The sequence below is a fragment of the Trueperella abortisuis genome (assembly GCF_030811095.1).
Lineage (GTDB): Bacteria > Actinomycetota > Actinomycetes > Actinomycetales > Actinomycetaceae > Trueperella > Trueperella abortisuis.
Genome location: NZ_JAUSQL010000001.1, coordinates 2,061,214 through 2,086,198, shown reverse-complemented (window position 1 = coordinate 2,086,198; position 24,985 = coordinate 2,061,214). Strand labels below are relative to the sequence as shown.

At 59.2% G+C, this 24,985-nt stretch carries 16 protein-coding genes and 1 pseudogene; 9 read left to right on the top strand and 8 right to left on the bottom strand.

Going from position 1 to position 24,985, the window contains the following annotated elements:
- The first annotated feature begins 65 nt into the window (after positions 1-65).
- The 5 genes from J2S45_RS09390 to J2S45_RS09370 all read left to right on the top strand — a co-directional run bounded on the left by J2S45_RS09390 (position 66) and on the right by J2S45_RS09370 (position 7,112).
- A complete protein-coding gene (locus tag J2S45_RS09390) occupies positions 66-272 on the top strand; it encodes a type II toxin-antitoxin system Phd/YefM family antitoxin (protein WP_307635217.1) in 207 nt (68 codons plus the stop codon).
- Positions 262-2,313 (top strand): type I restriction-modification system subunit M, encoded by a 2,052-nt coding sequence (locus J2S45_RS09385; RefSeq protein ID WP_307635216.1) that lies wholly within the window; start codon positions 262-264, stop codon positions 2,311-2,313. The genes J2S45_RS09390 and J2S45_RS09385 overlap by 11 nt, the downstream gene beginning before the upstream one ends.
- Complete coding sequence (locus tag J2S45_RS09380) at positions 2,313-3,614, top strand: restriction endonuclease subunit S (RefSeq protein ID WP_307635215.1); 1,302 nt, start codon at positions 2,313-2,315, stop codon at positions 3,612-3,614. Before J2S45_RS09385 ends, J2S45_RS09380 begins: the two co-directional genes overlap by 1 nt.
- Positions 3,614-6,601 carry a type I restriction endonuclease subunit R gene (locus tag J2S45_RS09375; protein ID WP_307635214.1) on the top strand — a complete coding sequence of 996 codons (2,988 nt, stop codon included), beginning with the start codon at positions 3,614-3,616 and terminating at the stop codon, positions 6,599-6,601. The genes J2S45_RS09380 and J2S45_RS09375 overlap by 1 nt, the downstream gene beginning before the upstream one ends.
- Before the next feature lie 103 nt (positions 6,602-6,704).
- Positions 6,705-7,112 carry a helix-turn-helix domain-containing protein gene (locus tag J2S45_RS09370; RefSeq protein WP_307635213.1) on the top strand — a complete coding sequence of 136 codons (408 nt, stop codon included), beginning with the start codon at positions 6,705-6,707 and terminating at the stop codon, positions 7,110-7,112.
- A gap of 446 nt (positions 7,113-7,558) precedes the next feature.
- Here J2S45_RS09370 and J2S45_RS09365 read toward each other — a convergent pair whose 3' ends face one another.
- The 4 genes and pseudogenes from J2S45_RS09365 to J2S45_RS09350 all read right to left on the bottom strand — a co-directional run bounded on the left by J2S45_RS09365 (position 7,559) and on the right by J2S45_RS09350 (position 12,830).
- The gene (locus J2S45_RS09365; protein WP_307634288.1) at positions 7,559-8,326 is read right to left on the bottom strand and encodes an ATP-binding protein; all 768 of its coding nucleotides are present in this window, start codon (positions 8,324-8,326) and stop codon (positions 7,559-7,561) included.
- Complete coding sequence (istA, locus tag J2S45_RS09360; protein WP_307634289.1) at positions 8,326-9,960, bottom strand: IS21 family transposase; 1,635 nt, start codon at positions 9,958-9,960, stop codon at positions 8,326-8,328. The genes J2S45_RS09365 and istA overlap by 1 nt, the downstream gene beginning before the upstream one ends.
- Positions 9,961-10,381: 421 nt before the next feature.
- Positions 10,382-11,607, bottom strand: a protein-coding gene (locus J2S45_RS09355) for an IS3 family transposase (RefSeq protein WP_307635212.1) whose coding sequence is annotated in 2 segments (ribosomal slippage) — positions 10,382-11,328 and positions 11,328-11,607 — 1,227 coding nt in all. Because the reading frame shifts where the segments join, the coding sequence is not laid out codon by codon here.
- 14 nt (positions 11,608-11,621) lie between these two features.
- Positions 11,622-12,830 (bottom strand): annotated as a pseudogene (locus J2S45_RS09350) (IS256 family transposase).
- Between J2S45_RS09350 and J2S45_RS09345 the strand changes: the two are divergent.
- From J2S45_RS09345 to J2S45_RS09330, 4 genes are all read left to right on the top strand, one after another.
- On the top strand, positions 12,810-13,412 hold the full coding sequence (locus J2S45_RS09345; RefSeq protein WP_307635211.1) for an SLATT domain-containing protein: 603 nt from the start codon (positions 12,810-12,812) through the stop codon (positions 13,410-13,412). The pseudogene J2S45_RS09350 and the gene J2S45_RS09345 sit on opposite strands and share 21 nt — an antisense overlap.
- Before the next feature lie 380 nt (positions 13,413-13,792).
- Complete coding sequence (gene ppdK / locus J2S45_RS09340) at positions 13,793-16,525, top strand: pyruvate, phosphate dikinase (RefSeq protein ID WP_307635210.1); 2,733 nt, start codon at positions 13,793-13,795, stop codon at positions 16,523-16,525.
- Positions 16,526-16,892: 367 nt separating this feature from the next.
- Positions 16,893-17,882: a hypothetical protein gene (locus J2S45_RS09335; RefSeq protein ID WP_307635209.1), complete on the top strand. Its 990-nt coding sequence runs from the start codon at positions 16,893-16,895 to the stop codon at positions 17,880-17,882.
- A 2-nt stretch (positions 17,883-17,884) separates the two neighbouring features.
- Positions 17,885-19,813, top strand: a complete 1,929-nt coding sequence (locus J2S45_RS09330; RefSeq protein ID WP_307635208.1) for a hypothetical protein — start codon at positions 17,885-17,887, stop codon at positions 19,811-19,813.
- A gap of 155 nt (positions 19,814-19,968) precedes the next feature.
- Here J2S45_RS09330 and J2S45_RS09325 read toward each other — a convergent pair whose 3' ends face one another.
- The 4 genes from J2S45_RS09325 to J2S45_RS09310 all read right to left on the bottom strand — a co-directional run bounded on the left by J2S45_RS09325 (position 19,969) and on the right by J2S45_RS09310 (position 24,920).
- Entirely contained in the window at positions 19,969-21,687 is a 1,719-nt protein-coding gene (locus J2S45_RS09325; RefSeq protein WP_307635207.1) for a glycoside hydrolase family 13 protein, read from the bottom strand.
- 69 nt (positions 21,688-21,756) lie between these two features.
- Positions 21,757-22,695, bottom strand: a complete 939-nt coding sequence (locus J2S45_RS09320; RefSeq protein ID WP_307635206.1) for a carbohydrate ABC transporter permease — start codon at positions 22,693-22,695, stop codon at positions 21,757-21,759.
- Positions 22,695-23,651: a carbohydrate ABC transporter permease gene (locus J2S45_RS09315; protein WP_307635205.1), complete on the bottom strand. Its 957-nt coding sequence runs from the start codon at positions 23,649-23,651 to the stop codon at positions 22,695-22,697. Before J2S45_RS09315 ends, J2S45_RS09320 begins: the two co-directional genes overlap by 1 nt.
- Positions 23,652-24,920, bottom strand: coding sequence for an ABC transporter substrate-binding protein (locus J2S45_RS09310; RefSeq protein ID WP_307635204.1), 1,269 nt, complete (start codon positions 24,918-24,920; stop codon positions 23,652-23,654).
- Positions 24,921-24,985: the final 65 nt, after the last annotated feature.

Here is a 24,985-nt window from a genome sequence, read left to right as displayed (position 1 = left end):
TTCCGTCCATGACCCCAGCTTGTGTGGGAGACTTGAGGTGGTCCGTAAGAACGAAAGGGAGACTCATGGCGACCAAGAAGCGCAAGGTTCCGATGCGTCACATCAACATCGGTGATCTTTCGCGTGGTCAGGCATCGCGCCTGATCAAGGAGGTCTCAGACAAGGACGAGCCTGCTTACGTTCTGCGCTACGGAAAACCGATCGCCGTGGTGATCTCGAACGACCGCTACGAGCGACTGATGAATGAAGGAATCGACCCGAGTGAGCACTGACAGACTTACTAGCCACGTTGCTTTGATTTGGAACATCGCAGAGATTCTGCGTGGCGACTATAAGGAACACGAGTACGGTGACGTCGTGTTGCCTTTCACTGTGCTGACCCGACTCGATTCCGTTCTCGTGGATACGAAGCAAGCAGTCCTGAATATCAAGGCCACCTCAGTTCCGAGCAAGATCAAGGAGCTGCAGTACGTCAAGGCTACGGGCTACCCGTTTTGGAATACGTCGAACTTCACGCTCAAGACCTTGTTGGATGACCCGGACAATCTTGAGCAGAACTTGAGTTACTACGTGCAAGCGTTCGCGCCTGCCGCGCGTGAAGTGATGGAGGCGTACAGCTTCTACAACGTCATCGAACGCCTCGACAAAGCAGGCCTGCTGTATCAGGTGCTCAGCGAGTTCACGTCCTCAAAGGTTAACCTTCACCCCGACGTAGTCAGTAACGACCAGATGGGCTACATCTTCGAAGAGCTCATCCGCCGATTCTCCGAACTGTCAAATGAAACCGCTGGTGAACACTTCACCCCGCGCGAAGTCATAAGCTTGATGGTCAATCTTCTCTTTAATCCAGAAGAAGACATCAACCGGCTTTGTGCAGACGGTGCTATGGCGTCGCTGTATGACCCCGGGGTCGGCACCGGCGGAATGCTCTCGATCGCTGCGCAGCATGTTGAGGATCTGAATGACACTGCCCGCCTCGAGGTCTACGGGCAAGAGCTCAACCCGCAGACGTATGCGGTGGCGAAGTCGGACATCATGATCAAGGGCGAAAGCCAGGAACGCATCTACTTTGGCAACTCGCTCACCAATGACCAGACGGCGGGCCTCCACTTTGACTACATGCTGTGCAATCCACCTTTTGGTGTGAATTGGAAGAAGTACGCTGGCCCGATTCATGAAGAAGCTGAACGAAAGGGGTACCAGGGTCGCTTCGGCGCTGGAACGCCTCGTGTTTCAGACGGCTCGTTTCTTTTCTTGCAGCACATGATCTCGAAGATGAAGCCCTACGATCCACAGGACCTCGTGAATGCTCCTGGCACACGGATTGGCATCGTATTCAATGGATCGCCCCTCTTCACAGGTGGAGCCGGGCAGGGCGAATCTGAGATCCGCCGCTGGATCCTTGAAAATGACTGGTTGGAAGCGATCATCGCTCTACCGGATCAGATGTTCTACAACACCGGCATCCTCACCTACATTTGGGTTCTTTCAAATAAGAAGGAACGTCGCCGCAAGAACAAGGTGCAACTGATCGACGCGACCAGTTACTTTCAGCGGATGCGTAAGCCCTTGGGTGAAAAGCGTAAGGAGCTCACGCCCGCGCACATCGCGGACATCACCCGCATCTACGGCGCGTTCCAAGAAACCGAAGAGTCAAAGATCTTCGACACCGAAGACTTTGCTTACCATGAGGTTGTCGTGGAACGCCCGCTAAGGTTGAGCTTCCAAACCACCACAGAAGCCCTCGACCAGCTCCAGCAGACAAAGGTCTTCACGGATCTTGCAACCTCGAAGAAGAAAACCGAGCCCGCCCGAAGCGAACAGATCCAAGAAGGACAACGGCTCCAGCGCGCGATCCTTGATACGCTAGCTGGGCTCGACCCTGAGAAGATATACCTCAACCGAGACGAGTTCACCGACTTGCTCCGTAAAGGCATCAAGGAGCGCGGCCAGAAGATCAGTATTGCGGTGTTGCGCAAGATCGTGGCAGAACTCGGCGTAAAGAACCCGGACGCTGACATCTGCCTTGATACGAAAGGCAACCCGGAACCCGATCCGGACCTGCGCGATACCGAGCAGATCTCGCTCCGAGAGGATATCGAGGCATACTTCCAGCGCGAAGTGATCCCCTATGCCCCCGACGCATGGATCGACCCCGACAAAACTAAGATCGGATACGAGATCCCCTTTACCCGCTACTTCTACAAATACGAAGAACTCGGCGACCCAACCGAGACCCTCGCCGAAATACAAGCCCTCTCCGCGAGCATCCAAGCGGACATCGCCAAACTCTTCCAAGAGCAGGTGAAGTAATGAGTGGAAAGGACTGGGTGGATAGAGTTCCAGACAATTGGAATCTTGTAAGATTCTCGAAAGCTTATAGGTTTTCTCGTGGTCTTGACATAAAGAAGCAGGACCTCAGTGATCACGGACTACCCGTGATTAATTACGGACAGATACACGCCAAAGATAATCCCGGCGTTCGCATTTCCGACCAGCATATTCGTTATATTCCAAAAGAATTGGTCAAGGAGGCACAACTAGGACGCGCTCTCCTAGAAAAAGGAGACATCGTCTTTGCCGACACAAGCGAGGACACCGAAGGCGCGGGGAACATGGTTCGCGCTGCAGGCGGCAACACCCTCTATGCCGGATATCACGCGCTTATCGCACGACCGAATTCAGGATTCCGCCACAAGTACATAGCCTATCAGATGATCTCGCCCAGCTGGCGTCAACAGATCCAGCGGTCAGTTCAGGGGGTAAAGGTCTACAGCATCACACAGCGTATTTTCAATGACGTCACAATTCTTCAGCCTCCACTCCATGAGCAGCAACTAATCGTGCATTATTTGGACCAGAAGACTGCCGAGATTGACGCCCTCATCGAAAAGCTGTCGCGCCAGGTGGTGCTGTTGGAGCGGTATCGGCGTGAGTTGATTGCACGTACGGTGACTCGCGGCCTGGATCCTGACGCGCCCATGAAAGATAGCGGCATCGAATGGATCGGTGATATTCCCTCGCACTGGGCGGAAGCCTCTCTCAAGAGTATGCTTCGCAGAGTAAGTGTCAAGAACAAACCTAAGCGCCGAGTGCTGTCAGTAGAGCGAGTAAACGGAGTTGTGGATCGAGAAACAGAGGGATCTCCGGATAATCACAATAGGCTCCCGGACAACCTTAGCGCATACTTAGCCGTAGATCGCGGGCAGTTTGCCATGAATAAAATGAAGGCATGGCGAGGTTCTTACGGCATCTCTAGACTAGATGGAATCGTAAGTCCCGCGTATTACGTGTTTGATCTAAATCACCCTAATCCAGAATTCTTCAACTGGGCGATCAGATCGGACGCGTACATCCCCTTTTTTGGCAGGGACTCCTATGGGATCAGAACTGATCAATGGGATTTTAAAATGTCTGCACTCCGCTCGATTCCGTTTTTCTCTCCGCCTATGAGCGAGCAAGCCGCAATTGTGGCATATCTGGAAAAAGAAACTCAGGTAATTGATTCGACTATAGAGGGCATTAACAGGCAGATTGAGCTTTTGGGTAGGTATCGCAAGCAGGTTATTAATGATGCCGTGACGGGCAAGGTTCGTGTGGGAGAGGTGGCGTGATGGATACGTCGGAGCGCAGGTTTGAAGATGAGATCGAGTATTGGTTGACTCATGTCGGTCCTTCCGAGTTCGACCTCTACGAATCACGGCCATCGGCCGGTTTTGATAAGCAGCTTGGTTTGTATCCGCAGGATCTACTCGATTTTGTGCGCGAGACCCAACCTCAGCAGTGGGAGCGCCTAGAGCGCATTCATGGGGCGAAGGCTGGTGAGAAGTTCTGCAAGCGTGTTGCTCGCGAGCTCGACAAGCGCGGCGTCGTGGAGGTGCTGCGCCGCGGAGTAGAAGATCTTGGTGCCCGTTTCAAGCTGGTGTTCTTCGCCCCGGGTTCCGACCTCAACGAGCTGCTGGCAGAGAAGTACTGGGCGAACCGAATGACTGTGGTCCGCCAGCTGCAGTACTCGACGAAGAACTCCAACTCCGTTGACACCGTGTTGTTTGTCAACGGTATCCCGGTGGTGACGATGGAGTTGAAGAATCAGCTCACCGGCCAGACCTATAGGGATGCTGTTGACCAGTACAAGCGGTCCCGCCCAGCCAGTGAGGTCTTGTTCGGGCTGAACCGCCGCGCGGTGGTGCACTTCGCCGTTGATACTGACGAGGTGTGGATGACCACCAAGCTCGCGGGCATGGACACGGTGTTTTTGCCGTTTAACCGTGGCTTTGAAAATGGTGCTGGGAATCCGCCAGTGCCGGGTAAGTACAAGACTTCCTATCTGTGGGAGGAGGTATTGGCGAAGGACTCCCTACTGGATATTCTGCATCGGTTCGTCCAGTTCATCCCACACGAGAGCGACCGGCGCAAAGACAAGTTGATCTTCCCGCGCTACCACCAGCTTGATGCCGTGCGTGCGCTCGTGGCCGACGCCAAAATCCACGGTGCAGGGAAGAACTATCTGGTGCAGCACTCGGCTGGGTCAGGTAAATCGAACACTATTGCGTGGCTTGCCCACCACCTGTCGAACCTGCACGATGACCAGCAGCGCGCAGTCTTTGATTCGATCATTGTGATCACAGACCGGCGCGTGCTGGATAAACAGCTGCAGGACACGATCTACGCAATGGATCACACCGCTGGCGTGGTGGTGAGGGTCGATAAGAACGCACGCCAACTGACAGAGGCGCTCGCCGATGGTGCGAAGATCATTATTTCCACGTTGCAGAAGTTCCCGTTTGTTGACGTGAGCAATGTGGCGACGACTGGTAAGCGCTTCGCCGTCATCGTTGATGAGGCTCACTCGTCACAGACAGGCGAGGCGTCGGAGAAGCTCAAGCAAGTGCTTGCAGACACCGCCACTGCTGGCAAGGAGTCCGAGGAGGACCTGCTTGAACGCTACGCGGCCGCCGAAGCTCAGGTCGAAGCGGAACAACTAGAGGTTGACGAGCAGATCGCCGAGGAGCTGCGCACACAGGGACGTCAGCAGAACCTGTCGTTCTTCGCGTTCACTGCGACGCCGAAACAGAAGACGCTAGAGATCTTCGGCACTCCGGTACCGGATGCTACTCCACGCCCCTACCACGTGTACTCAATGCGTCAGGCCATCGAAGAGGGCTTCATCCTCGACGTGTTGAAGAACTACACCACGTACCAGACGTATTACCGGGTCGGGAAGACCACGGCTGATGACCCCGAGTACTCCACCAAACAGGCAAACAAAGCCCTGGGCAAGTATCTGAGCCTGCACCCATATAACCTGCGGCAAAAAGCGGAGATCATCATTGAGCACTTCCGCACCAACGTTGCCCACAAGATCGGCGGGAACGCCAAGGCGATGCTCGTCACCGGATCTCGCCTTCACGCGGTGCGCTACTACTTCGCCTTCCGCGACTATATTGCGCAGAAAGGCTACACCGACCTTGGAGTGCTCGTGGCATTCTCTGGAACTGTCGAAGACGAGGGTGCCGAGTACACCGAAGAACAGCTCAACCAGATCCCCGAAGCCGAGCTACCCGAGAGGTTTGCCACCGGCGAGTACCAGCTGCTGCTGGTTGCCGAGAAATACCAGACAGGCTTTGATCAGCCCTTGTTGCACACCATGTACGTGGATAAGAAACTCCACGGAGTCAAAGCCGTACAGACGCTGTCACGGATCAACCGTATGCACCCGGGAAAGACCGACACCTTCGTGCTCGACTTCGTCAACTCCGCAGAGGACATTCAAAGGTCCTTCCAGGACTACTACATCTCGACTGGTATCACGGAAGAAACCGACCCCAACATCGTCTACGACCTGTACCATTTCCTTGCCTCATACCATTTGTGGACAGACAAGGAAATCGAGGGCTTTGCCAAGGTGTTCTTCACCGAGCAGAAAAAGCAAACGAATCTCGACTTCAGCAAGCTCAACGCCTACCTTGACCCAGCGGTAGGCCGGTTCAACGAGCTTGACGAAGAAGACAAACTGGAAGTGCGGGCAAGGATGAACAAGTTCACCCGCAACTATGACTTCCTGACACATATCATCCGCTACGACGACGAGCGCCTCCACCGCTTTGCCGCATACGCCAGGCTCCTGGTGCGAAAGCTCCACATCGACGGTGCCCCCGCGCCGAGCCTTGAGGACGAGGTCGCCTTGCAGTACTACCGCCTGCAGCAGGTGTACGAAGGTTCGATCGAGCTCGCTGATGAGGAGGGCGAACTGTCGAACAATCCCGATACGGGTGGTGCCAGCGAGGACGAGAAGGACACTTTGTCGAACATCCTCTCCAAGCTCAACGACCGTTGGGGCACCGAGTTCACTCATATGGACAAAGTCATTGAGCAGCTGACCGAGGACATGGTTGACGACCCTGAGGTTCAGTCACGTGCCCGCAACTCGCTGGACATGTTCGCCATCGTTTACGACGAGCGCATCAAGGACATTGTGCTCGAACGCATGAATCAGAACCAGGATTTTGCGATCAAGTACCTCTCCGATCCACAGTTCAAAGCAGATATTGACCGCGTGCTCCTGCCCCTGATTCACGATCGTCTCAACCGCAAGGATTAGCTGCCCGGACAGCCTGAAGGATCGCACGACGCGTCCCAAGAAGACCTCTTGCAGCCCGCAGGATTCGCGTGTTCGCATGGTAGCGAACACGCTATGAGGATACATGAGCGACCAATTTGAGTTCGGGAGATTCGTCGCCGAACGTCGCAAACAGCATGAGTACACCATGAGACGTTTCGCTGACATGATCGGCGTGACTGCGCCTTATCTCAGTGATATTGAGAAAGGCCGTCGCGCCGCACCCGATGGCAAGCTGGAGGAGATTGCAACTGCTCTGAAACTGAGCAGGGCTGAGCGCGAGCAAATGTTTGACCTGGCCGCATTGACTCGCGAGAACCAAGTTTCCGCAGATCTGTCCGGCTACACCATGGAAACAGATCTTGCTCGCGTTGCCCTTCGCCGCGCCAAAGAGCAGAATCTCGCGACAGGTAGTGGGAGAACATCATCAACATTATTGAAGGCGGGGATTCAAACTAGTGACCCTCCAACCACTCTACCTCAGCAAAAATAGGCTTGAAACGAAGGCTGAAAGGCTGCTTGCCAAGTACCACGATGGCGCACACCTGCGCGAAGCAATACCGCTCGATAGTGAGCATTTGCCGAATTTCAGCTCGACGCCAATATTGACTACCAAGAACTCAGCTTGGATGGAAGTATCCTCGGAATGTCAGTGTTCCAGGACCTCAAGAAATCGATCGTTCGCGAAGGTGGGGCCAAAGCTGACATCGTATTCCCAGCGCAGACAATCGTCATCGACCATGAGGTGCTACGGGATTCTCCGGAGAGTCGCACCCGATTCACTATCGCCCACGAATGCGCACACCTGATCTTGCTGTTGCGAGCGTGGAAAATGAAGCGGTGTGGTGACGATCGTGAAGCGCGATGGTGAGCATCGTGAAGCGCGTGGGTGACGATTGTGAAGCGGTTGTCACCCACGCGCTTAGTTATTGCTGAGGACTAGGACACTGTTGGTGCCAGCCTCATGTTCGGTCCGTCGACGTTGACGATTTCTGCCCCGCCGACAAGGCGGTTGAGTAGGGATTCAGCCACGACTCGATCAGGCATTGATTCGTACCAGTCTTCTGGGGCGAATTGGGAAGTGACCATGGTCGATCCTCTGCCTTCTCGTGCTGCTAGAAGATTGAACAGCTCGTTGGCGGTTTCACCACTAATTGGAGTGGTGAGAAAGTCATCGAGGACGAGCAGGTCACAGCCAACTATCTGGTTGATGAATTTCAACCGTGCGGGATCGCTGCGGTCGAGTACGGCCAGTTGGTCGGCTAGGTCTGCGGTTCGGAAGAACTTGGCTGAATAGTCCCGCTTACATGCTTCGTGTAAGAGAGCGCAGGCTAGATAGGTCTTTCCGACTGATGATTTGCCCAGGATAACGACGTTGCTGGCGTGTTCTATCCATTGACAATGCGCTAGCCGGCTAGTTAACTCACGGGTGAGGTTGCGCTTTGGTGTGTGACGGATATCAGCAGCACAAGCATCGGGCAGGGGTGTCATTGATGCCTTGAGCAGTTTTGCAAATCGTCGCTCTGCTCGAGCTGCAACCTCTTTTTCTACAGCGAAGATGATCTTGTCTGAAAACGTCCACTCATCAAAGGCACTGTCATTGGCCATACTGATAACGGTCTGGCCAAAGGCAGTCATGCGTAGCTTGGTGAAGGTTTCCATCCACGTGTCGTCTAGATGCTGACGTGGTGCGGTAGAAAAAGTCATTAGTTGTCTCCTTCTTTCATCAAAGCACTCAGTGAGAATTGCTCACGCCCGCCGAGCATGCCGCGTGATTGGGAACGCGATGACGGTGCTGGCTGTGATGGAGTTGCTGGTGCAGATTCCCGCGTGGGCGGGGCGGTTGGCCGTGTGGATTGTTCATGGCGGATGACTGCCATCATGTTCTTGACCGCGGTGTAGCTAATAGCTCGTTGGCGGTGGCCTTCATCTCCTAGAAGGCGCTGGCATGCTTGCTCGAGAATTAGTTTATTCTCTGTAGCTTTACCTAGCTTGATGATGTTGCGGGCTGGTTGAAAGCCTTGGGCTGTAATCTTTTTCGATGCCAACAACGCTTCAACAGCTTGCCGGGTATACGGCCCAATCCGGGATGCTTGGGTCACAAAGTACGACGGTGTCCATAGGTTCCTAGCCTGGGCCATCCCCGGCGGAGCGTGTTCAACATCGGTGACATAGGCACCGCGTTGGACACTGACCTGGTGACGAGCCTGAGCTTGGCCATCGGCAAAGACATCAAGGATCTGCCCACGGATACGCACATCAACACTTCGTCCCACCAGCTGGTAAGGCACCGAGTATTTCACGGTATTGATCGTGATATGCCAGTCAGGAGTGACTTTCGACTTCTTCCACACGGTATCTACCCACCCTGTTGCAGGAAGATTACCTAGTTCGTCAGATTCGAGTTCTTCGAAGATATCCTGGCGGCTACGTTGCTGATTGCGAAACGGGCGGCGATGATTAATCGCCTCAACCTGTCCGGCAACCGCGTCATTAAGGTCGTCAAGGCTGGCAAAGACCACATCGGCAAGTTTGCGAATCACCCAGTTGGTTACAATCTTGACTCCAGATTCCACATTGCCTTTTTCACGTGGGCGAACAGGATTAGTTGGAAGAGCAGCAGTGTTGTAGTGCTCGAGAAATTCCTCATACTTCGCGTTGACTCGTCGTGCGCGTTCACCTTTGGCAATCTGATTCGATGCCGTAGACGCATTATCAGGAACAACCACCTCAGTAACGCCACCGAAATACTCGAAGGCCAAGCGGTGCCCTTCCAGCCACGAGGGTTGTTTTTCATCAATGAAGCCATGGGCAAAGACCATTCCTGAATACGGCAGTGAAGCAACAAAGATATGGATCTTGCTGCGTTTAGCCGTAATCGGATCAACAACTGCCATGGTCGACCCCGCCCAATCCACCTGCATGGTATGGCCCGGCTGGTGCACAATCAGTGCGGTCACGCCTTGGGTGGCAACATGGGCAGCCACCAGCTGGCGGAAGCGCTCATAGCTATAGAACTTCAGACCACGTGGTGCTGGTTGGTCAAGATAGGTCGACCACAGCACTCGCAGTGGAGTCTTGTTCCTGCCGGTACGAGCTTTGATCACAACATCGAAATCGATACCAACGAAGTCATCAGCGACTACGAGTCGACCATCACCAATGAGATCAGTAATCGCCGAATCGTCTAACGACTCTAAAAGTTCACTGGTGATGCCATGGGAATCAATGGCTTTGCGCGCTTTGGCAATCGTGGCCTGAGCAGCACCACAGCGTTGTTGTATCTGCCGATACGAGAGCCCCTGAAGCAGGAGCTTGATAATCAACCGGTAATCAGTCACGGCTGACGTCCTTTCTAACAAGCACGCAACCGGATTGTCACGTGCTAGTAGAAATAGTTATCAGCCCACCGAAAGTGCTTCACGATCGTCACCACACCGCTTCACGATCGTCACCACCCTGCTTCAAAAAGCACGTTCCTAACACTTGCATCAAAACATCTACTATCGAGATCCGCTGATGAAATGCTCATCTCAGAGTAGCTATCGACCTCTACCGCAACCTCGGAGAACGTGCGCACCGACATGGTTGGGTCAAGTCCACGGTCGTGGTGTATCTGCCTTTCGATTTTGATTGGTGGGTGGTTGTTGGGTGGTTAGGCGGTGATCTGCTTGGGGTGGTCGATGGTGTCGTGGTCGATGGTGTTGGTGGCGATGGTGAGCTTGACCTGTGTGAAGCGTCCTGGGTTTAGTTCCGCTTCTTTTACGGCCCTGTGTTGATGGGCTGGGTGAGATAGTACTCGGTTTCTACTTCCTGTGGGGTAGCGTAGTCCAAAGCTTCATGAAGCCGCTTGGTGTTCCACCAATGCACCCACCGCAAGGTGGCCAATTCGACTTCTCCGACCGACGTCCACGGGCCCCGGGCATGAATCAGTTCAGCCTTGTAGAGACCATTGACTGTTTCGGCTAGAGCATTGTCATAAGAATCGCCGACTGTTCCCACACTCGGACGGATTCCGGATTCCGCTAGGGCGGTGGAATACTTCAGTGACACGTACTGGCTGCCCCGATCACTATGGTGAATTAACTGGTTTCCATGGATTCGTCCGGCAGTCGTTAACGCATGCTCCAAAGCCTCCATGGGCAGCGCATCGGTACGCATCGTCGAGCGTGTAGCAACACCAACAATTTTTCGGCTGAATACATCCACGACAAACGCGGTATAGGCGAATCCTGACAGGGTGCGAACGTAGGTAATGTCGGCAACCCACAACCTGCCTGGCGCTTGTGCACGAAAGTTTCGCTGCACTAGGTCCGGGCGATGATCCGGTGTCTTCGGGCTAATCGTTGTCACAGGGGTTCGCCCACGTCGGCGGCCGGAAACACCTGCTAGCTTCATCAGTCGTGCAGTCTTATCGCGGCCGATATGAAAGCCTTCACGGTTCATCGCGTGCCACATTTTGCGGATGCCGTAGACCGAGAAATTCTCCGCATGCACACGCTGTATCTCTGGGATAAGCAGGCTATCGCTTAAGGTCCTTGCGCTGGGAACACGAGTGGTCGCCTTGCGGTAGCCACGAGAGGTGATGAATCCACGATCTGCCTGTTTTAGAACTCTGCAGATGGCCTCGACCCCAAACTGATCTTTGTACGCGTCGATGTAGGAGATCATTTGGTCGTGGGTCGGTCGAGTTCCGCTGCGAAAAAAGCCGAAGCTGTCTTAAGAATCCCGTTTGCTCGTTTTAGTTCGCGGTTTTCACGGCGCAGACGCTTGAGCTCTTCTTCCATTGTTTCGCCACCTGAAGCGTCAGAGTCATCACGTACTGAAGCGCTGTCACGGTACCAAGCCCGCAACGTGTGGTGAGATACTCCAAGGAGCTCACCGACCTCCGTGTAGGCGCGGTGGAGTGAGCAAGACTCCAGGCGGACCATTTCGATGATCTGATGGACCGCCTTTTCCTTGAACTCGACGGAATACTTTCTAGGCATAGTTCAATCCTTCCTTAGCTGAGGTAGGAACTAAACCCAGGACGCTTCAGTTCGAGGCTGGTGAGGGACATGTAGCGGTTTTGTTGGATCCATTCATCGTGTTGTTCGGCTAGGACCGCCCCAACCAGGCCGGTGACGGAGTCACGGTTGGGGAAGATCCCTACCACGTCCGTGCGGCGCCTGATCTCACGGTTGAGCCTTTCGGTGGGGTTATTGGACCAGATTTTGGTCCATACCGCCTTCGGGGCGGCGGTGAAGGCCAGCAGGTCATCAAGGCTCTCTTCGAGCTTGTCAGCCACGTGGGGGAACCTAGCCTGACAAAAGTTGACCACCTCCCTCGCCTGGTGCCAAACGGCCTCCTTGTCAGGCTGGGCGAAAATGGTGTGGAACATCGCTGAAAGGGTCGGCCACTGGGTCTTAGAGACCATGGAGGACAGGTTCTTAGAAAAATGGGTCCGGCACCGCTGCCAGCTCGCCTGGGGCAGGCACTCACTGACAGCGGCCTGAATGCCCATGTGAGCATCACTGGTGACCATGAACACCCCGCTCAGCCCGCGGGCGAGAAGGTCAGGTGAGAAGCCCGTCCAGGAGGTGATAGATTCACTGGTAGCCACCTGCATGCCCAGCAACTCCCGGTAGCCTTCGGCATTGACCCCGGTAGCGAGCAGCACGCTGGTCTTAACCACCCGGCCCCCTTCGGGGACCTTCATCGACAAGGCATCGCAGGCGATGAAGTAATAAGGCCCGTTGTCTAGTGGTCGGGTGCGGAAGTCTTCAACGGTGTCATCGAGCTCCTTGGCCATCTGCCAGACCTGGGACTTCGATAGGTTGTCAATACCGAGCGTGCTTACCAGGTCGTTCATACCCCTGGTAGAGACCCCTTTGAAGTAGCAGGTGGCAATGACACTGGTCAGGGCCCGCTCGGTGCGGCTACGGCGCTCTAAGAGCCAGTCAGGGAAGAAGGAGCCCATGCCTAGCTTGGGGATAGCCACATCGATACTGCCCAGGCGGGTATCGAACTGGCGGTGACGATAACCATTACGGCTGTTAGTGCGCTCAGGTCAGACCGTGGCATAGGAAGCCCCGCACACGCTATCTGCCTGGGCAGACAGGATCTGGTTCATGAAATCGGCAAGCATCTGACGCATCAAGTCAGGCCAGGCCTGGGTTAGCAGCTCTTCAAGATAACCAGTGGGGTCGATATGATGGGGATCGGCGGTCATCGTGATTGTATCCTTTCGACAGAATTGGAAGTTGATTCGAAAGGTACCCGCGATGACCGCCACTTGGCACATCAGCACGCGGTCAGTCCCGGGTCCAGATACACCACACTAAAGGACGCAACCATCGAACACCGTATCAAAGTGGCCCAGATTGTGCTGTCCGCACTTTCAACCGCTGGACTGGTAGGGGTGTTCTTTACCCAGCATATTTGGATAACCTCCGTCACTGCGGTTATTACCTTCTTTCTGTTGGTTCTCAACTCGTACAGCTTCCGTCTCGAGATTGGAGCAAAGGCAGCACGACACCGTAAAGCCGGTGATCAACTGTGGCTTCTTAGCCGAAAGTACTTGTCCCTGCTGGCTGATTTCTCAGATCTTGACGTCGCTGAAGCTCGGAAGCGTCGTGACATGCTAATAGCAGAGACCGCTGAGGTCTACTGTGACACGGAACGCACGGACGATAAGAGTTTCTATATCGCTCAAGAGCGCTTGAACAAGGCCGGACTGAAGGTGTTCACGAGAGAAGAACTCAACAGATTATTACCGGAGGCACTTCGAAAACACCCTTCAACCTGGGCTTGACAACGCGAGCCCACCAGCAAGTCCGCTCAACCTACATGTGCATGGGCCAAGTTGCCGCAACAGTGCCGAGCGCTAACCGCTGTCGCGGCATGAGAGGATCGAGGCGGCGGACCCCGACCCGGCGTCGTGACGCCGCCTAGGCATCCCGACCCACGTCATCGCGGGGCGGGCCCGTCATCCGCGAGCCTGCCGTGGCGCGAGCCGGGTCGAAAGTCGCATATGGCGCCCGGCCGGTGATACATTTGAGGGCGGTGCGCGGTGGCTCAGGCCACCCATACTAGGCGGCACAACCGCCCATGCGGGTGGCGAAGGTCGCCGATACAAGGCGGCTACAGCCACCCCATACTGGCATGACAACGATGATTCCCAACGGAGGGCAGATGACAAAGTACGTATACGACTTCACCGAGGGTGACAAGGACCAAAAGGACCTCCTCGGCGGTAAGGGCGCGAACCTGGCTGAGATGACCAACCTCGGCCTCCCCGTGCCTCCAGGCTTCACGATCACCACGGAGGCCTGCCGCGTGTACCTCGGCGAGGGCGCGGCGCCTGAGGAGCTGGATGTGCAGGTCACGGGCGCGATCCGTGAGGTCGAGGCGAAGATGGGCAAGCACCTGGGCGACCCGGCTGACCCGCTGCTCATGTCGGTGCGCTCCGGCGCGAAGTTCTCCATGCCCGGCATGATGGAAACCGTGCTCAACATCGGCCTCAACGACGAGTCCGTGATCGGACTTGCGGAGCAGTCCGGGGACGAGCGCTTCGCGTGGGATTCCTACCGCCGCCTCGTGCAGATGTTCGGCAAGACGGTGCTCCACATCGACGGCGACCCGTTCGGCGACGCCCTCCACGCCCTCCAGGCTGAGAAGGGCTACGCCGGCGACCCGGACATGACCACGGAGGACCTCAAGCGCCTCGTGGTGGAGTTCAAGGCGATCGTCAAGGAGGCCACCGGCAACGACTTCCCGCAGGACCCGCGCGAGCAGCTCGACCTCGCCGTCGAGGCCGTGTTCAACTCCTGGAACACCGAGCGCGCCCGCATCTACCGCCGCCGCGAGCACATCCCGAACGACATCGGCACCGCCGTCAACGTCCAGACCATGGTGTTCGGCAACATGGGGGAGGGCTCCGGCACCGGCGTGTGCTTCACCCGCGACCCCTCCACGGGCCACTCGGGCGTCTACGGCGACTACCTCGAGAACGCCCAGGGCGAGGACGTGGTGGCGGGCATCCGCAACACCCTCCCGCTCTCCGCGCTCGGCGAGATCGACAAGAAGTCCTACGATGAGCTGCTGTCCATCATGGACCGCCTCGAGATTCACTACCGCGACCTGTGCGACATCGAGTTCACCGTCCAGCGCGGCAAGCTGTGGATGTTGCAGACCCGCGTGGGCAAGCGCACCCCGGCCGCGGCGTTCCGCGTGGCGGACCAGCTCGTCGACGAGCGTCTCATCACCCGCGACGAGGCCGTCACCCGCGTGACGGGCGACCAGCTCACCTCCCTGCTCTTCCCGCAGTTCGACAAGGACGCCGCCAAGGTCACCATCACCCGCGGCATGCCGGCCTCCCCCGGCGCGGCCGTGGGCGAGATCGTCATGGACAACGCCACCGCGGTGGCACGCACGCAGGCAGGCGCGAAGGTGGTGCTCGTTCGTCGTGAAACCAACCCCGAAGACCTCCAGGGCATGGTGGTCTCCGAGGGCATCCTCACCGCCCGCGGCGGCAAGACCTCGCACGCGGCCGTCGTGGCGCGCGGCATGGGCCGCTGCTGTGTGGTCGGCGCGGACGACCTCCTCGTGGATGAGGTGGCCGGCACCATGAAGGTCAAGTCCACCGGCAAGGAATTCAAGGTCGGCGACATCATCGCGATCGACGGCACCACCGGCGAGATCTTCGAGGGCGAGGTGCCCGTCACGGACTCCCCGGTCACCACCTACCTGGCCGAGGGCCTCGAGGCCGGACTCGCCGCGGCTCACACCGACGACGACAAGGACCTCGTTGGCGCCGTGGACCGCATCATGAGCCACGCCGACGAGAAGCGCCGGATGCTTGTGCGCGCCAACGCTGACTCTCCTGAGGACGCCAAGCGCGCCCGCGCCTTCGGCGCCCAGGGCATCGGCCTGTGCCGCACCGAGCACATGTTCCTCGGGTCGCGCCGCAAGCTGATCGAGAAGATGATCCTCGCCCACGACGAGCAGACCCAGACCGCGGCGCTGGCTGAGCTACTGCCCTACCAGCGTGAGGACTTCATCGGCATCTTCGACGCGATGGACGGCCTGCCGGTCACCGTGCGCCTCATCGACCCGCCGTTGCACGAGTTCCTTCCCGACCTGACCGACCTGTCCGTCAAGCTCGCGGTCAAGGAGGCCAAGGGCGAGGAGATTACTGACGAGGAGCGCGAGCTGCTCGCCGCCGTCAAGGCCCACCACGAGCAGAACCCGATGCTGGGCCTGCGCGGCGTGCGCCTCGGCCTGAAGATCCCGGGGCTGATCCGTCTGCAGGTGCGCGCGATTGCTGAGGCCGCCGCCCACCTGAAGAAGGAAGGCAAGGATCCGAAGCCGGAGATCATGGTCCCGCTCATCGGCGGGGTGCGTGAGCTGCAGATCGTGCGCGACATGGCCGTCGAGGTCATCGACGAGGTCTCGCAGGAGACGGGCGTGGAGCTGTCCCTGCCGATCGGCAACATGATCGAGCTGCCGCGCGCGGCCGTGTCGGCTGACACGATCGCCACCGAGTCCGACTTCTTCTCCTTCGGCACGAACGACCTGACCCAGACCACCTGGGGCTTCTCGCGCGACGACGTCGAGGGCACCTTCTTCAACGAGTACTTCGACTACGGCGTGTTCGGCATTTCGCCGTTCGAGTCGGTCGACCTCGGTGGAGTTGGCGCGCTGGTCGACATGGGTGTCCAGCGTGGTCGCCACTCCAAGCCCAACATGAAGATGGGCGTGTGTGGAGAGCACGGCGGCGACCCGAACTCGATCCACTTCTTCGAGAAGGTCGGCCTGAACTACGTCTCCTGCTCGCCGTTCCGCGTGCCGGTGGCTCGCCTGGAGGCTGGCCGTGCGGCGATCGACAACGAGAGCACCTACGTGCGTCACTTCAACGACCTGTAAAGCGTAGGTGGGCCTTGCGGCTCGCGGGCAGTCGGAGGGGCTCAGCTGAAAGGGCTCAGCTGAAAGGGTCCCGCAACAGTAAGTGCTCCCCGGAAGTTGGACTGTTAAGATCCATCTTCCGGGGAGCACGCCGTTGTGCCCGGCCTTTCGCGCCGGCCGTCTGCCCTGCCCGTCACAACTCATGAATGTGAGGGGGAGCGGGCCCGTATAGTGATCGGCAGTCGGAATATTCAAGAGAACTGTCGGCGGCGTCGGAGTGTGGAAGGGCCGCCGCGGCCGGGAGGCCCCGCGCTAGAATAAATCTGCACAAAACGTGCCCCTCATACGCACAAATGAAAGGGATATCGTGAATAATCAGAATGATCCCATGCCTGGCAAAAATGGCGACGAGGATGCGCCGCTCGACGACGCGACCCGTCCGCTAGTGACGGGCGACGCGGCGCCGACCGAGCCGATCGCACAGGCGCCCACGACGCCGATCGCACAAGCGCCCACGACGCCGATCGCACAGGCGCCCACGCCGCCGATTCCCCCTTACGCTCCCAGCGCGACGCAGCAGCCGGCCGCGCCCTACGACCCGGCCGCGGCTCAGCAGCCGATCGCCCCTTACGCTCCCAGCGCGGCTCAGCCGGCCGCGCCCTACGACCCGAACGCGGCGTACGCCGCGAACCCCACGCAGCCGGCCGACCCCGCGGCGCCCGCGAACTCGACAGAGTCTGTCGGCGGGGCTTTCCCGGCCATGTGGGCCGTCTGCAAGCTGATCCTGTCGGGCCGACTGGTGGAGGCGTTCAAGGTCGGTGAGGCGTACAAGCACTACTGGCACGTGGCCCTCGCCCTCTTCGTGTTCTTTGGGGCGCTCATCCCCGCCGGCGCGGCAGGTGCCTCGCTCAATGGCATTGCTAGCTTCTTTGACAGCTACGGCTTCAGGGTCTTCGATTCGGGAGACGTGTTCGGCGTCGCGGTGGAGATCTTCTTCTTCGGCGTCGTGGTGTTCGCGGCGGCGGTGTTCTGCCACATAGCCGCTATGTACTTCACGTTGAAGATCCGCGGCGTCACCGTGCCGTTCGGCCGGGTGGCCTCGGTGTGGACGGTCTCCGCGACGCCGACTACCTTCATGCTCGCACTGAGCGCGATCTTGTTCATCATCCCCACGGTGGTCACGGTATTCCTGGGAGTGCTCGTGTTCCTGGTGGGCGTGGCGCTGACGGCTTACGCGGCGAACATCGCCAACTACGTGGGCGTGAATCGGATCGCGCAGGTGGAAAAGTCGATGCTTGTCCCGTTTACGCTGTTTAATGGGCTTGCCGCGGTGGTGACCGTGCTGATCTTCTTCGTCGTCGTGCAGCTGGTGTCGTAGTCATGACGAAGAACCGCTTTAGCCTAGTTGCGCTCTTAGTGGCGCTCCTTTTGACGCTCACCGCGTGTGGCGCGCGCCTGAGCACGCAGGTCGCGCTCGAGGAGAACGGCGCCGGCACGCGCACGATCTCCTTCACCATGGCCAACGACGCCGGCACCCAGGATCGCATCACCGGCGGCTACGAGGCCGTCGAGGCCGCGATCAAGAAGCACCTGCCCGAGGGTCTGCAGTTCTCGGGGCTGACCGTGAGCGAGCAAGAGGTCACGGGTAACTTCACCCTGTCCTTCACCGACCTGGACGATTACAAGGCGAAGGTCGCCGCTATCGTCAAGGCCTCCGGCGAGGACCTCGAGCCGGAGGTCACGATGTTCGCCTCCGACAACGCCTTGAAAAAGGGCTTCGAGTTCACTGAGAACTTCTCCTCCATGCACCTGCTGTCCTGGGTCAGTGACGCGCTCGTCGCTGAGGGCGTCATCGCGCAGGACGACGCTTCGAACGTCATCGAGGGCGAGGACGGCGCCACCGTCACCTATGGCGGGCAGACCTACACCAACGAGTGGGGTGGGCAAATCGCCATCACCGAGACCGAGGGCCACGGCTTTGACGGCGTTACCGTCGACGTGACCGACGGCGGCGACGAGAGCTACGGCGTCGTCGTCCGCATGAGCCGCATGTCGACGCCGAGCAGTGACGTCAAGGCCCTCGACGACAAGTTCCTCGGAGCCCTGAAGGACGTGAAGGTCGATGCCGACGTCGACCCGGCCGCGGGCAACTACCAGCGTACGGCGTCTTTCCAGGCGGCATCCGCCGACGAGGTCGCCACCAAGTTGGAGGCGGTGTTCGGCAAGGGAGCGGCCTCCTTCCAGGTCTCCACCGAGGAGGCCAAGGGCAAGCCGAAGGTCAAGCGCACGTATCGCGGCTCGGTCGACTCGACCCAGATCTGCGCCGATTACTGCTCGACGGCGGTGCAAGTCTACGCACCCAGCGGGTTTACCACTGAGTCCGGGGAGAACGTGGCCTACTCCTCGGGCAGCAACTTCAACCTCAGCTTCGAGCGCGGCATCGTCTTCGACTCCCTCGACTTCACCGCCGACATCTCGATGAGCCGGAGCTGGACCCTTGACATGGACCTGGTGATCGACACGAACGACTACGCGGACTTTCTTGACGACATCGAGAAGTCCTTGACGCCGTCGACGGGCAAGATGACCACCTCCGACGCCGACGGCAAGCGCACGTACTCCTTCACGTTCACGTCCGACGACGACGCGGATAGCGTCGCCGCAGCCCTTGGCGGTTACTTCACCGTGGGCGACCTGGCCGAGGGGGAGAAGGACTACGTCGACGCCGACTACGCCGTCGGCCTGGGGCTTGATCCTCACCAGTTCGCGGCCGGGTCCGAGGTTTCTCAGGTGACGGGCAAGATCAAGCTCGGCACCATGAACGACTGGGGGGAAGACCCGATGTCCACCTGGTCGCGCGATGGTTCGCAGGTCAGTTACGAGGCCTCCGATTCGAACTACATCATGTTCACCGGTTACGCCTCCGGGCCGACCATGGGCCAGCTCATCGGTTGGATCGTGGCGGGCGTGGTCGTCCTCCTGCTTATCATCTTGGCGATCATCTTCCGCAAGCGCCTTGCCAAGCTCTTCTCCGGGCTTGGAAAGTCGGCCTCGGCGGCGACCGCGGGCGTGGCCGATGCGGCGCGCGACGCCGGTGCGGCTTACCGCGCTGCCGCGGCAGATGTCGTAGCGCACGCGGGTCAGCCGGGTGCTGGGCTGCCCGGTGCTTTCGCCGCGGGTGCGGGCCAGCCGGGTGCTGGTGATCCGGGCGCTTTCGCCGCCGGTGCCGCGGGTGCGGAAGCCGCACCCGGCGCGCCCGTTGGTTCAGAGAGCGGGCCGCGCGAGTTTACCGAGTACGACCTGAGGTAGCGCCAGCCTAGATGGCACTGTGGGCCCGGACTTTTCCAAGTCCGGGCCCACAGCCGTCCCTACAGCGCCCCAGCTTCCCTGCAACGCTCCAGATCTCGCCAGGGAGCTGGCCCGCCGGCAACCAGCCAGGGAGCTGGCCCTGCTGCCGGTGGGGGCTACCCGCGGAGCCAGACCGTGGTCTCGCCCGGAAGGGTGCCGCTCATGCCGGGGTTGCCGGCTCCGCTCCGACCAGCGTCACAGGTCCCGTCAGGCGCGGCCGGCCAAGACCACAGCACAACACGCTTCGCCTGTTCCTCCGTCAACTCCACGGGTTCCTCGCCGAAGTTGGTGATCACTTCCCACCCATTCGGCCGGCGGAAGTGCAGGACGTTCGCTCCCATGTCCTCCACCCACGTGAGTTCCTCCAGAGTCTCCAGCTCGCGGCGCAGGTGCAAGGCGTTCCGGTACAGCTCAAGCGTTCCCTCGTTGCCGCCCGTCGAAGCGGCGCAATCGGCGAACCATCCCGGCTGGGGTAGATGGGCTTCGGTGGAACCGAAGCCGAACGACACCCCGTCGGGCTCCCACGGCAGCGGCACGCGGCAACCATCCCTGCCGATCTCGGCATGGCCGGTGCGGAAGAAGGTCGGATCTTGGCGGCGGTCGTCCGGAATCTCTGCCACCTCGTGCAGGCCGAGTTCCTCACCCTGGTAGATGTAGGTGGAGCCGGGCAACCCCAAGATCAACAACGTGGCCGCACGTGCCCGACGTAGCCCTCGCTCCCGGTCCATCGGTAGCTCGCCGCGGGAAAGCAACCATCGGGCGCCATGCCGCTCGTTAGGCCGCCAACTGCCAGGTGTACGCGGCGGGTTTGGCAGGCCGTAGCGGGTGGCATGCCGGACGACGTCGTGGTTGGACAGCACCCATGTGCTCGACGACCCCGACTCCTTCGCGAGCGCCAGGTTGTGCATGATGATGGGTTTGAACTGGCCGGCCTCGAAATCGGCTTCGAGTAGGTCGAAGTTGAAGGCCTGCCCCAAGCTGGCCGGACTGGCGTAGCGTGGCACGCGCGAGGAGTCCACCCACGCCTCGGCGACGGCAGTACGCGGCGGGTCATAGGAGTTGAAAAGGGTGCGCCACTCGGCGTAAATCTCCTGAACCTCGTCGCGGTCGTAGAGAGGGTTCGTGCCACCCGTCGTCGGCATCGCCTGGATCGTCGCCCACGACGCCAATGGCTCGTTCATGTCCTTCGCCAGGCCGTGGGCAACGTCAATGCGGAACCCGTCCACGCCCCGGTCAGACCAGAACTTGAGCGTCTTGAGGAACTCGTCGCGTACCTCCCGTTTGGCCCAGTTGAGGTCGGGCTGCTCGGAGGCAAACAGATGGAGGTACCACTGCCCGTCCTCCACACGAGTCCAGGCCGGCCCCCCGAACGCGGAAACCCAGTCGCTCGGCGGTTCCGACCCGTCTTCGCCCTTGCCCTCCCGGAAGATGTAACGCTCGCGCGCGGCTGATCCGCGACCAGCCTTCAGCGCCTCCTGGAACCACACGTGCTTATTCGACGTGTGGTTCGGGACGATGTCCACCACCAGCTTGATCCCTCTCTCGTGGAGGGCGGCGAGCATCGCGTCGAAGTCTTCCAGCGTGCCCAAGCGCGGGTCGACATCCCGGTAGTCGATGACGTCGTAGCCGCCGTCGGCGAGCTCGGAAGGGTAGAAGGGGCTCAGCCACACGGCGTCGACCCCCAACTCGGCCAAGTAGTCGACGCGCGAGGTGATGCCAGCGATGTCGCCAATCCCGTCTCCGCTCGCATCCGCGAAGGAACGCGGATAGATCTGGTAGACCACGGCTTGGCGCCACCACGGCGTTTCGGCAGTGATTGCGTGTGCGTTGGTCATGTCGGTCCTTTCAGTTGTTGACGTTGTTGATGGCTGCGACGCATGACGCGCCGCCAGAGCGATCAGTCCTCAGCCCTTGACCGCGCCCTGAGTCACGCCCTCCATCACCCAGCGCTGGGTGAAAATGTAGGCGATAATCGCCGGCGCCATCGCCATGAGGTAGGAGGCGAAGGAGACGTTGTAGTTGTTCGAGAACTGGTTCTGGAACAGATTCTGGCGGACGGGCAAGGTCTGCAGATCCGGGTTGGAGATAATGAGGGATGGCATCATGAAGTCGTTCCAGGCGTAGAGGAAGGCAAAGATGCCCACTGTCGCCGCCATCGGGGCAAGAAGCGGGAAGACGATCTTCCAGAAAGTCTGCCACGTGGAGGCGCCGTCAATTCGTGCCGATTCCTCCAGCGACTCCGGTATCGAGCGCAGGAAAGCGGTGAACAACATGATCGAGAAGGACAGCTGGAACATCGTGGCCAGCACCATCACGCCGAGCGGGTTATCCAGGTGGACGCGGCCGGTCAGCTGGATCTGCGGCAGCGCAACCACCGGGAACGGGATGAACATCGCGGCAAGTAGATAGTAGAACGAGTAGCGGAATAGCTTGCGGTCCCAGTTGCGCACGATCGCGTACGACGCGCAGGCCGCCAGCACAACCGTGCAGGCGACTGTCCCGGCTGTCACGGCCAGCGACACGCCCGCGCCTACCGGGAACTTGGTGAGGTTCCAGGCCTCGACAATGCCGGAGAAGCTGATCGGGTTGGGCAGGGAGAACGCGTTGCCGTCCACCGCTTGGGAGCCAGACTTAAACGCCATCGAGATCGTGACGTAGAGAGGCAGAAGCACGGTGATGGAGGCCAGCATGAGCAAGATGGTGGTTGACCAGCTCACCCGCTCCATCTTCCGGCTGGACTTGCCGCGGGCGGGCTTCGCGTGTGCAACGGCGTCGCGAGAAGGCGAGCCGGCTACAGCGGGAGAGTGGGTACGGGCCGTGGCAACGGCGTCGTTAGCAGGCATCAGAGTCGGTTCCTTCCACGCGTGATCGAAAGCTGAAGCAGGGCAATCGCGACCGCAACGATGAAGAAGATCGTGGCATTCGCCATCTGGTAGGCATAGTCACCGCCGTTGAAGCCGGTGATGATCGTCATTGCGATCGAACGGGTGGCGGTACCGGGGCCGCCGTTCGTCAAACCGACGATGATGTCGTAGGCGTTGAGGAAGTTCTTCAATCCCAAGATCATGTTGATGACCACGTAGCCAAACACCAGCGGGATCGTGATGCGGGTGAGCTTCTGAGTTTTGGAGGCGCCGTCGATTTCGGCGGCCTCGTAGACCTCGCCGGGAATAGAGAGAAGACCCGCGATGTAGATGAGCATCGTACTCGGGATCGCCTGCCACGCCGTGACGATGACGATCGCGATCCAGGCCAGGTTGGAGTTGGCGAGGATGGAGGTTTGCATCCACTCGATCCCAAGGGCCTCGCCCAGCGCCGGCAACGAGTTGGAGAACAGGAAGTTGAACACGTAGGCGATGATGATGCCCGAGATGACCATCGGGATCACAAAGATCGCGCGAAGCGTGGTCGTGAAACGGATCCGGGAGGTCAGACCGATCGCGAGGAAGAAGGACACCAGGTTGACCACAATCACCGTGGCGATCGCGATACCGAACGTGAACACGTAGGCGTGCAGGACCGCCGGATCCGTGAAGAGGGCCTTGTAGTTAGTCAGGCCGATGAACTTCCAATCTCCGATGCCGATCGAGTCGGTGAACGAGTAGAAGATTCCGACGACGCCGGGCAGGGTAATTGCAAGCGTAAACAGGATCACGCTCGGGACGAGGAAGAGATAGTACAGCGGCTCGACCCGCCGGCGACGGGTGCGGGGGTGACGCGTGTGCACATCAACCCCGCTGGACGCTGACGCGGCCGGCTTGCTGGCTGTTGTAGTTGTAGAGAGAGGAGCGGCAGACATTTAATCCTCCTTCGGCTGGCGATACGCAAGGCGCGACCAGTCTTGGTCAAGGATGGCGAGGTTGGAATGGGCGTCGCCTCCCACGGCGATGGCCTGGGCGTAGCTAAAAACGGGAATCGACTTGTGGATAAGGACGGATGGGCCCTGGTAGATCTGGCCGGCGTCATAGTAGGGGATCATTCCGGCCACGCGGGGATCATCCGGGGCGGGAGCTCCGACCAACGGCGTGAAGCCGAGCTGGGAGGCGTTGTAGCTGGAGATGATCTGCGGCTGATAGAGGTATTCGAGGAAGTCGCGGGCGCCGTCGGGCTCCTTCGCGTCGGCGGGGATCATGGCCGCGAGGTCGATGTTGACGCGGACGGCGAGGTCGGCCGGGTCGTTCGTCATCGGTAGCGGGAAGGTGCCAAGGTCAAGGTCTGGTGCCGACTTCGCGATCTCGCTGAACGCCCACGGACCCTGCAGATACATGGCGGCCTTACCCTGGGCGATTGCGAGGTTGCCGTCGCCGTACGCGCGGGAGGCGGCGTCGCGGTTGACATACTTCGTGAGGGTCTTCATCTTCTCCATCGGTTCGGCGAAGTCCTTTTCGAACGACGCCGCTGCGCCCGGTCCGACCTGGTCACCCTCGGCGTGGATCTGGTCGTAGAAGTCGATGACGTCGAGCGAGCCGCCCACCGCGTAGTCGAACCAGCCCTGGCCGACCGTCCAGTCGTCCTTGAACGTGGCGTAGAACGGATCGACGCCGGCGGCTTCGAGCTTGTCGCACAGCTCGATGAGTTCGTCCCACGTGGTGGGGACCTCGAGTCCCTGTTCGGCGAAGATCTCCTTGTTGTAGATGACGGCCGAGGACATGATCGAATAGGGAAGGGCGCTGACCCTGCCCTCGCACTCGCCATACTGGATCATGAGCGGACCGAACGTGTCGAGGTCAGCTGCGGCTGCGGCGTCGGTATCGGATAGGTCCGAGAGCGTGCAACGTTCGACGAAGCGCGCCACTTCGTAGTTGTAGTTGGCGAGCATGAGATCGGGCGGATTGCCGCGCACGAAGCTCGCCGACACGACGTCGACGCCCGAGGTGTCGAGGTTGATGTGGTAGCGATTCTGGGACGCGTTGTAGTCGTCGACCACGTTTTGCATGAAGGAGATGGCTTCGCGCTTGGAGAAGGTGAAGCGCACCTCCTTGCGGGAGCCGGTGGAGCAACCTGCGAGCGAGGCGGCGCCGAGTGCAAGTGCCGCGGCGATGGCCACGGGCTTCAATCGTCGATTCATAGGTGACACCCTTGTCTTCTCGATTGACGATATTGATTGGTGAAATAAATTTAGCAAGTAAATTT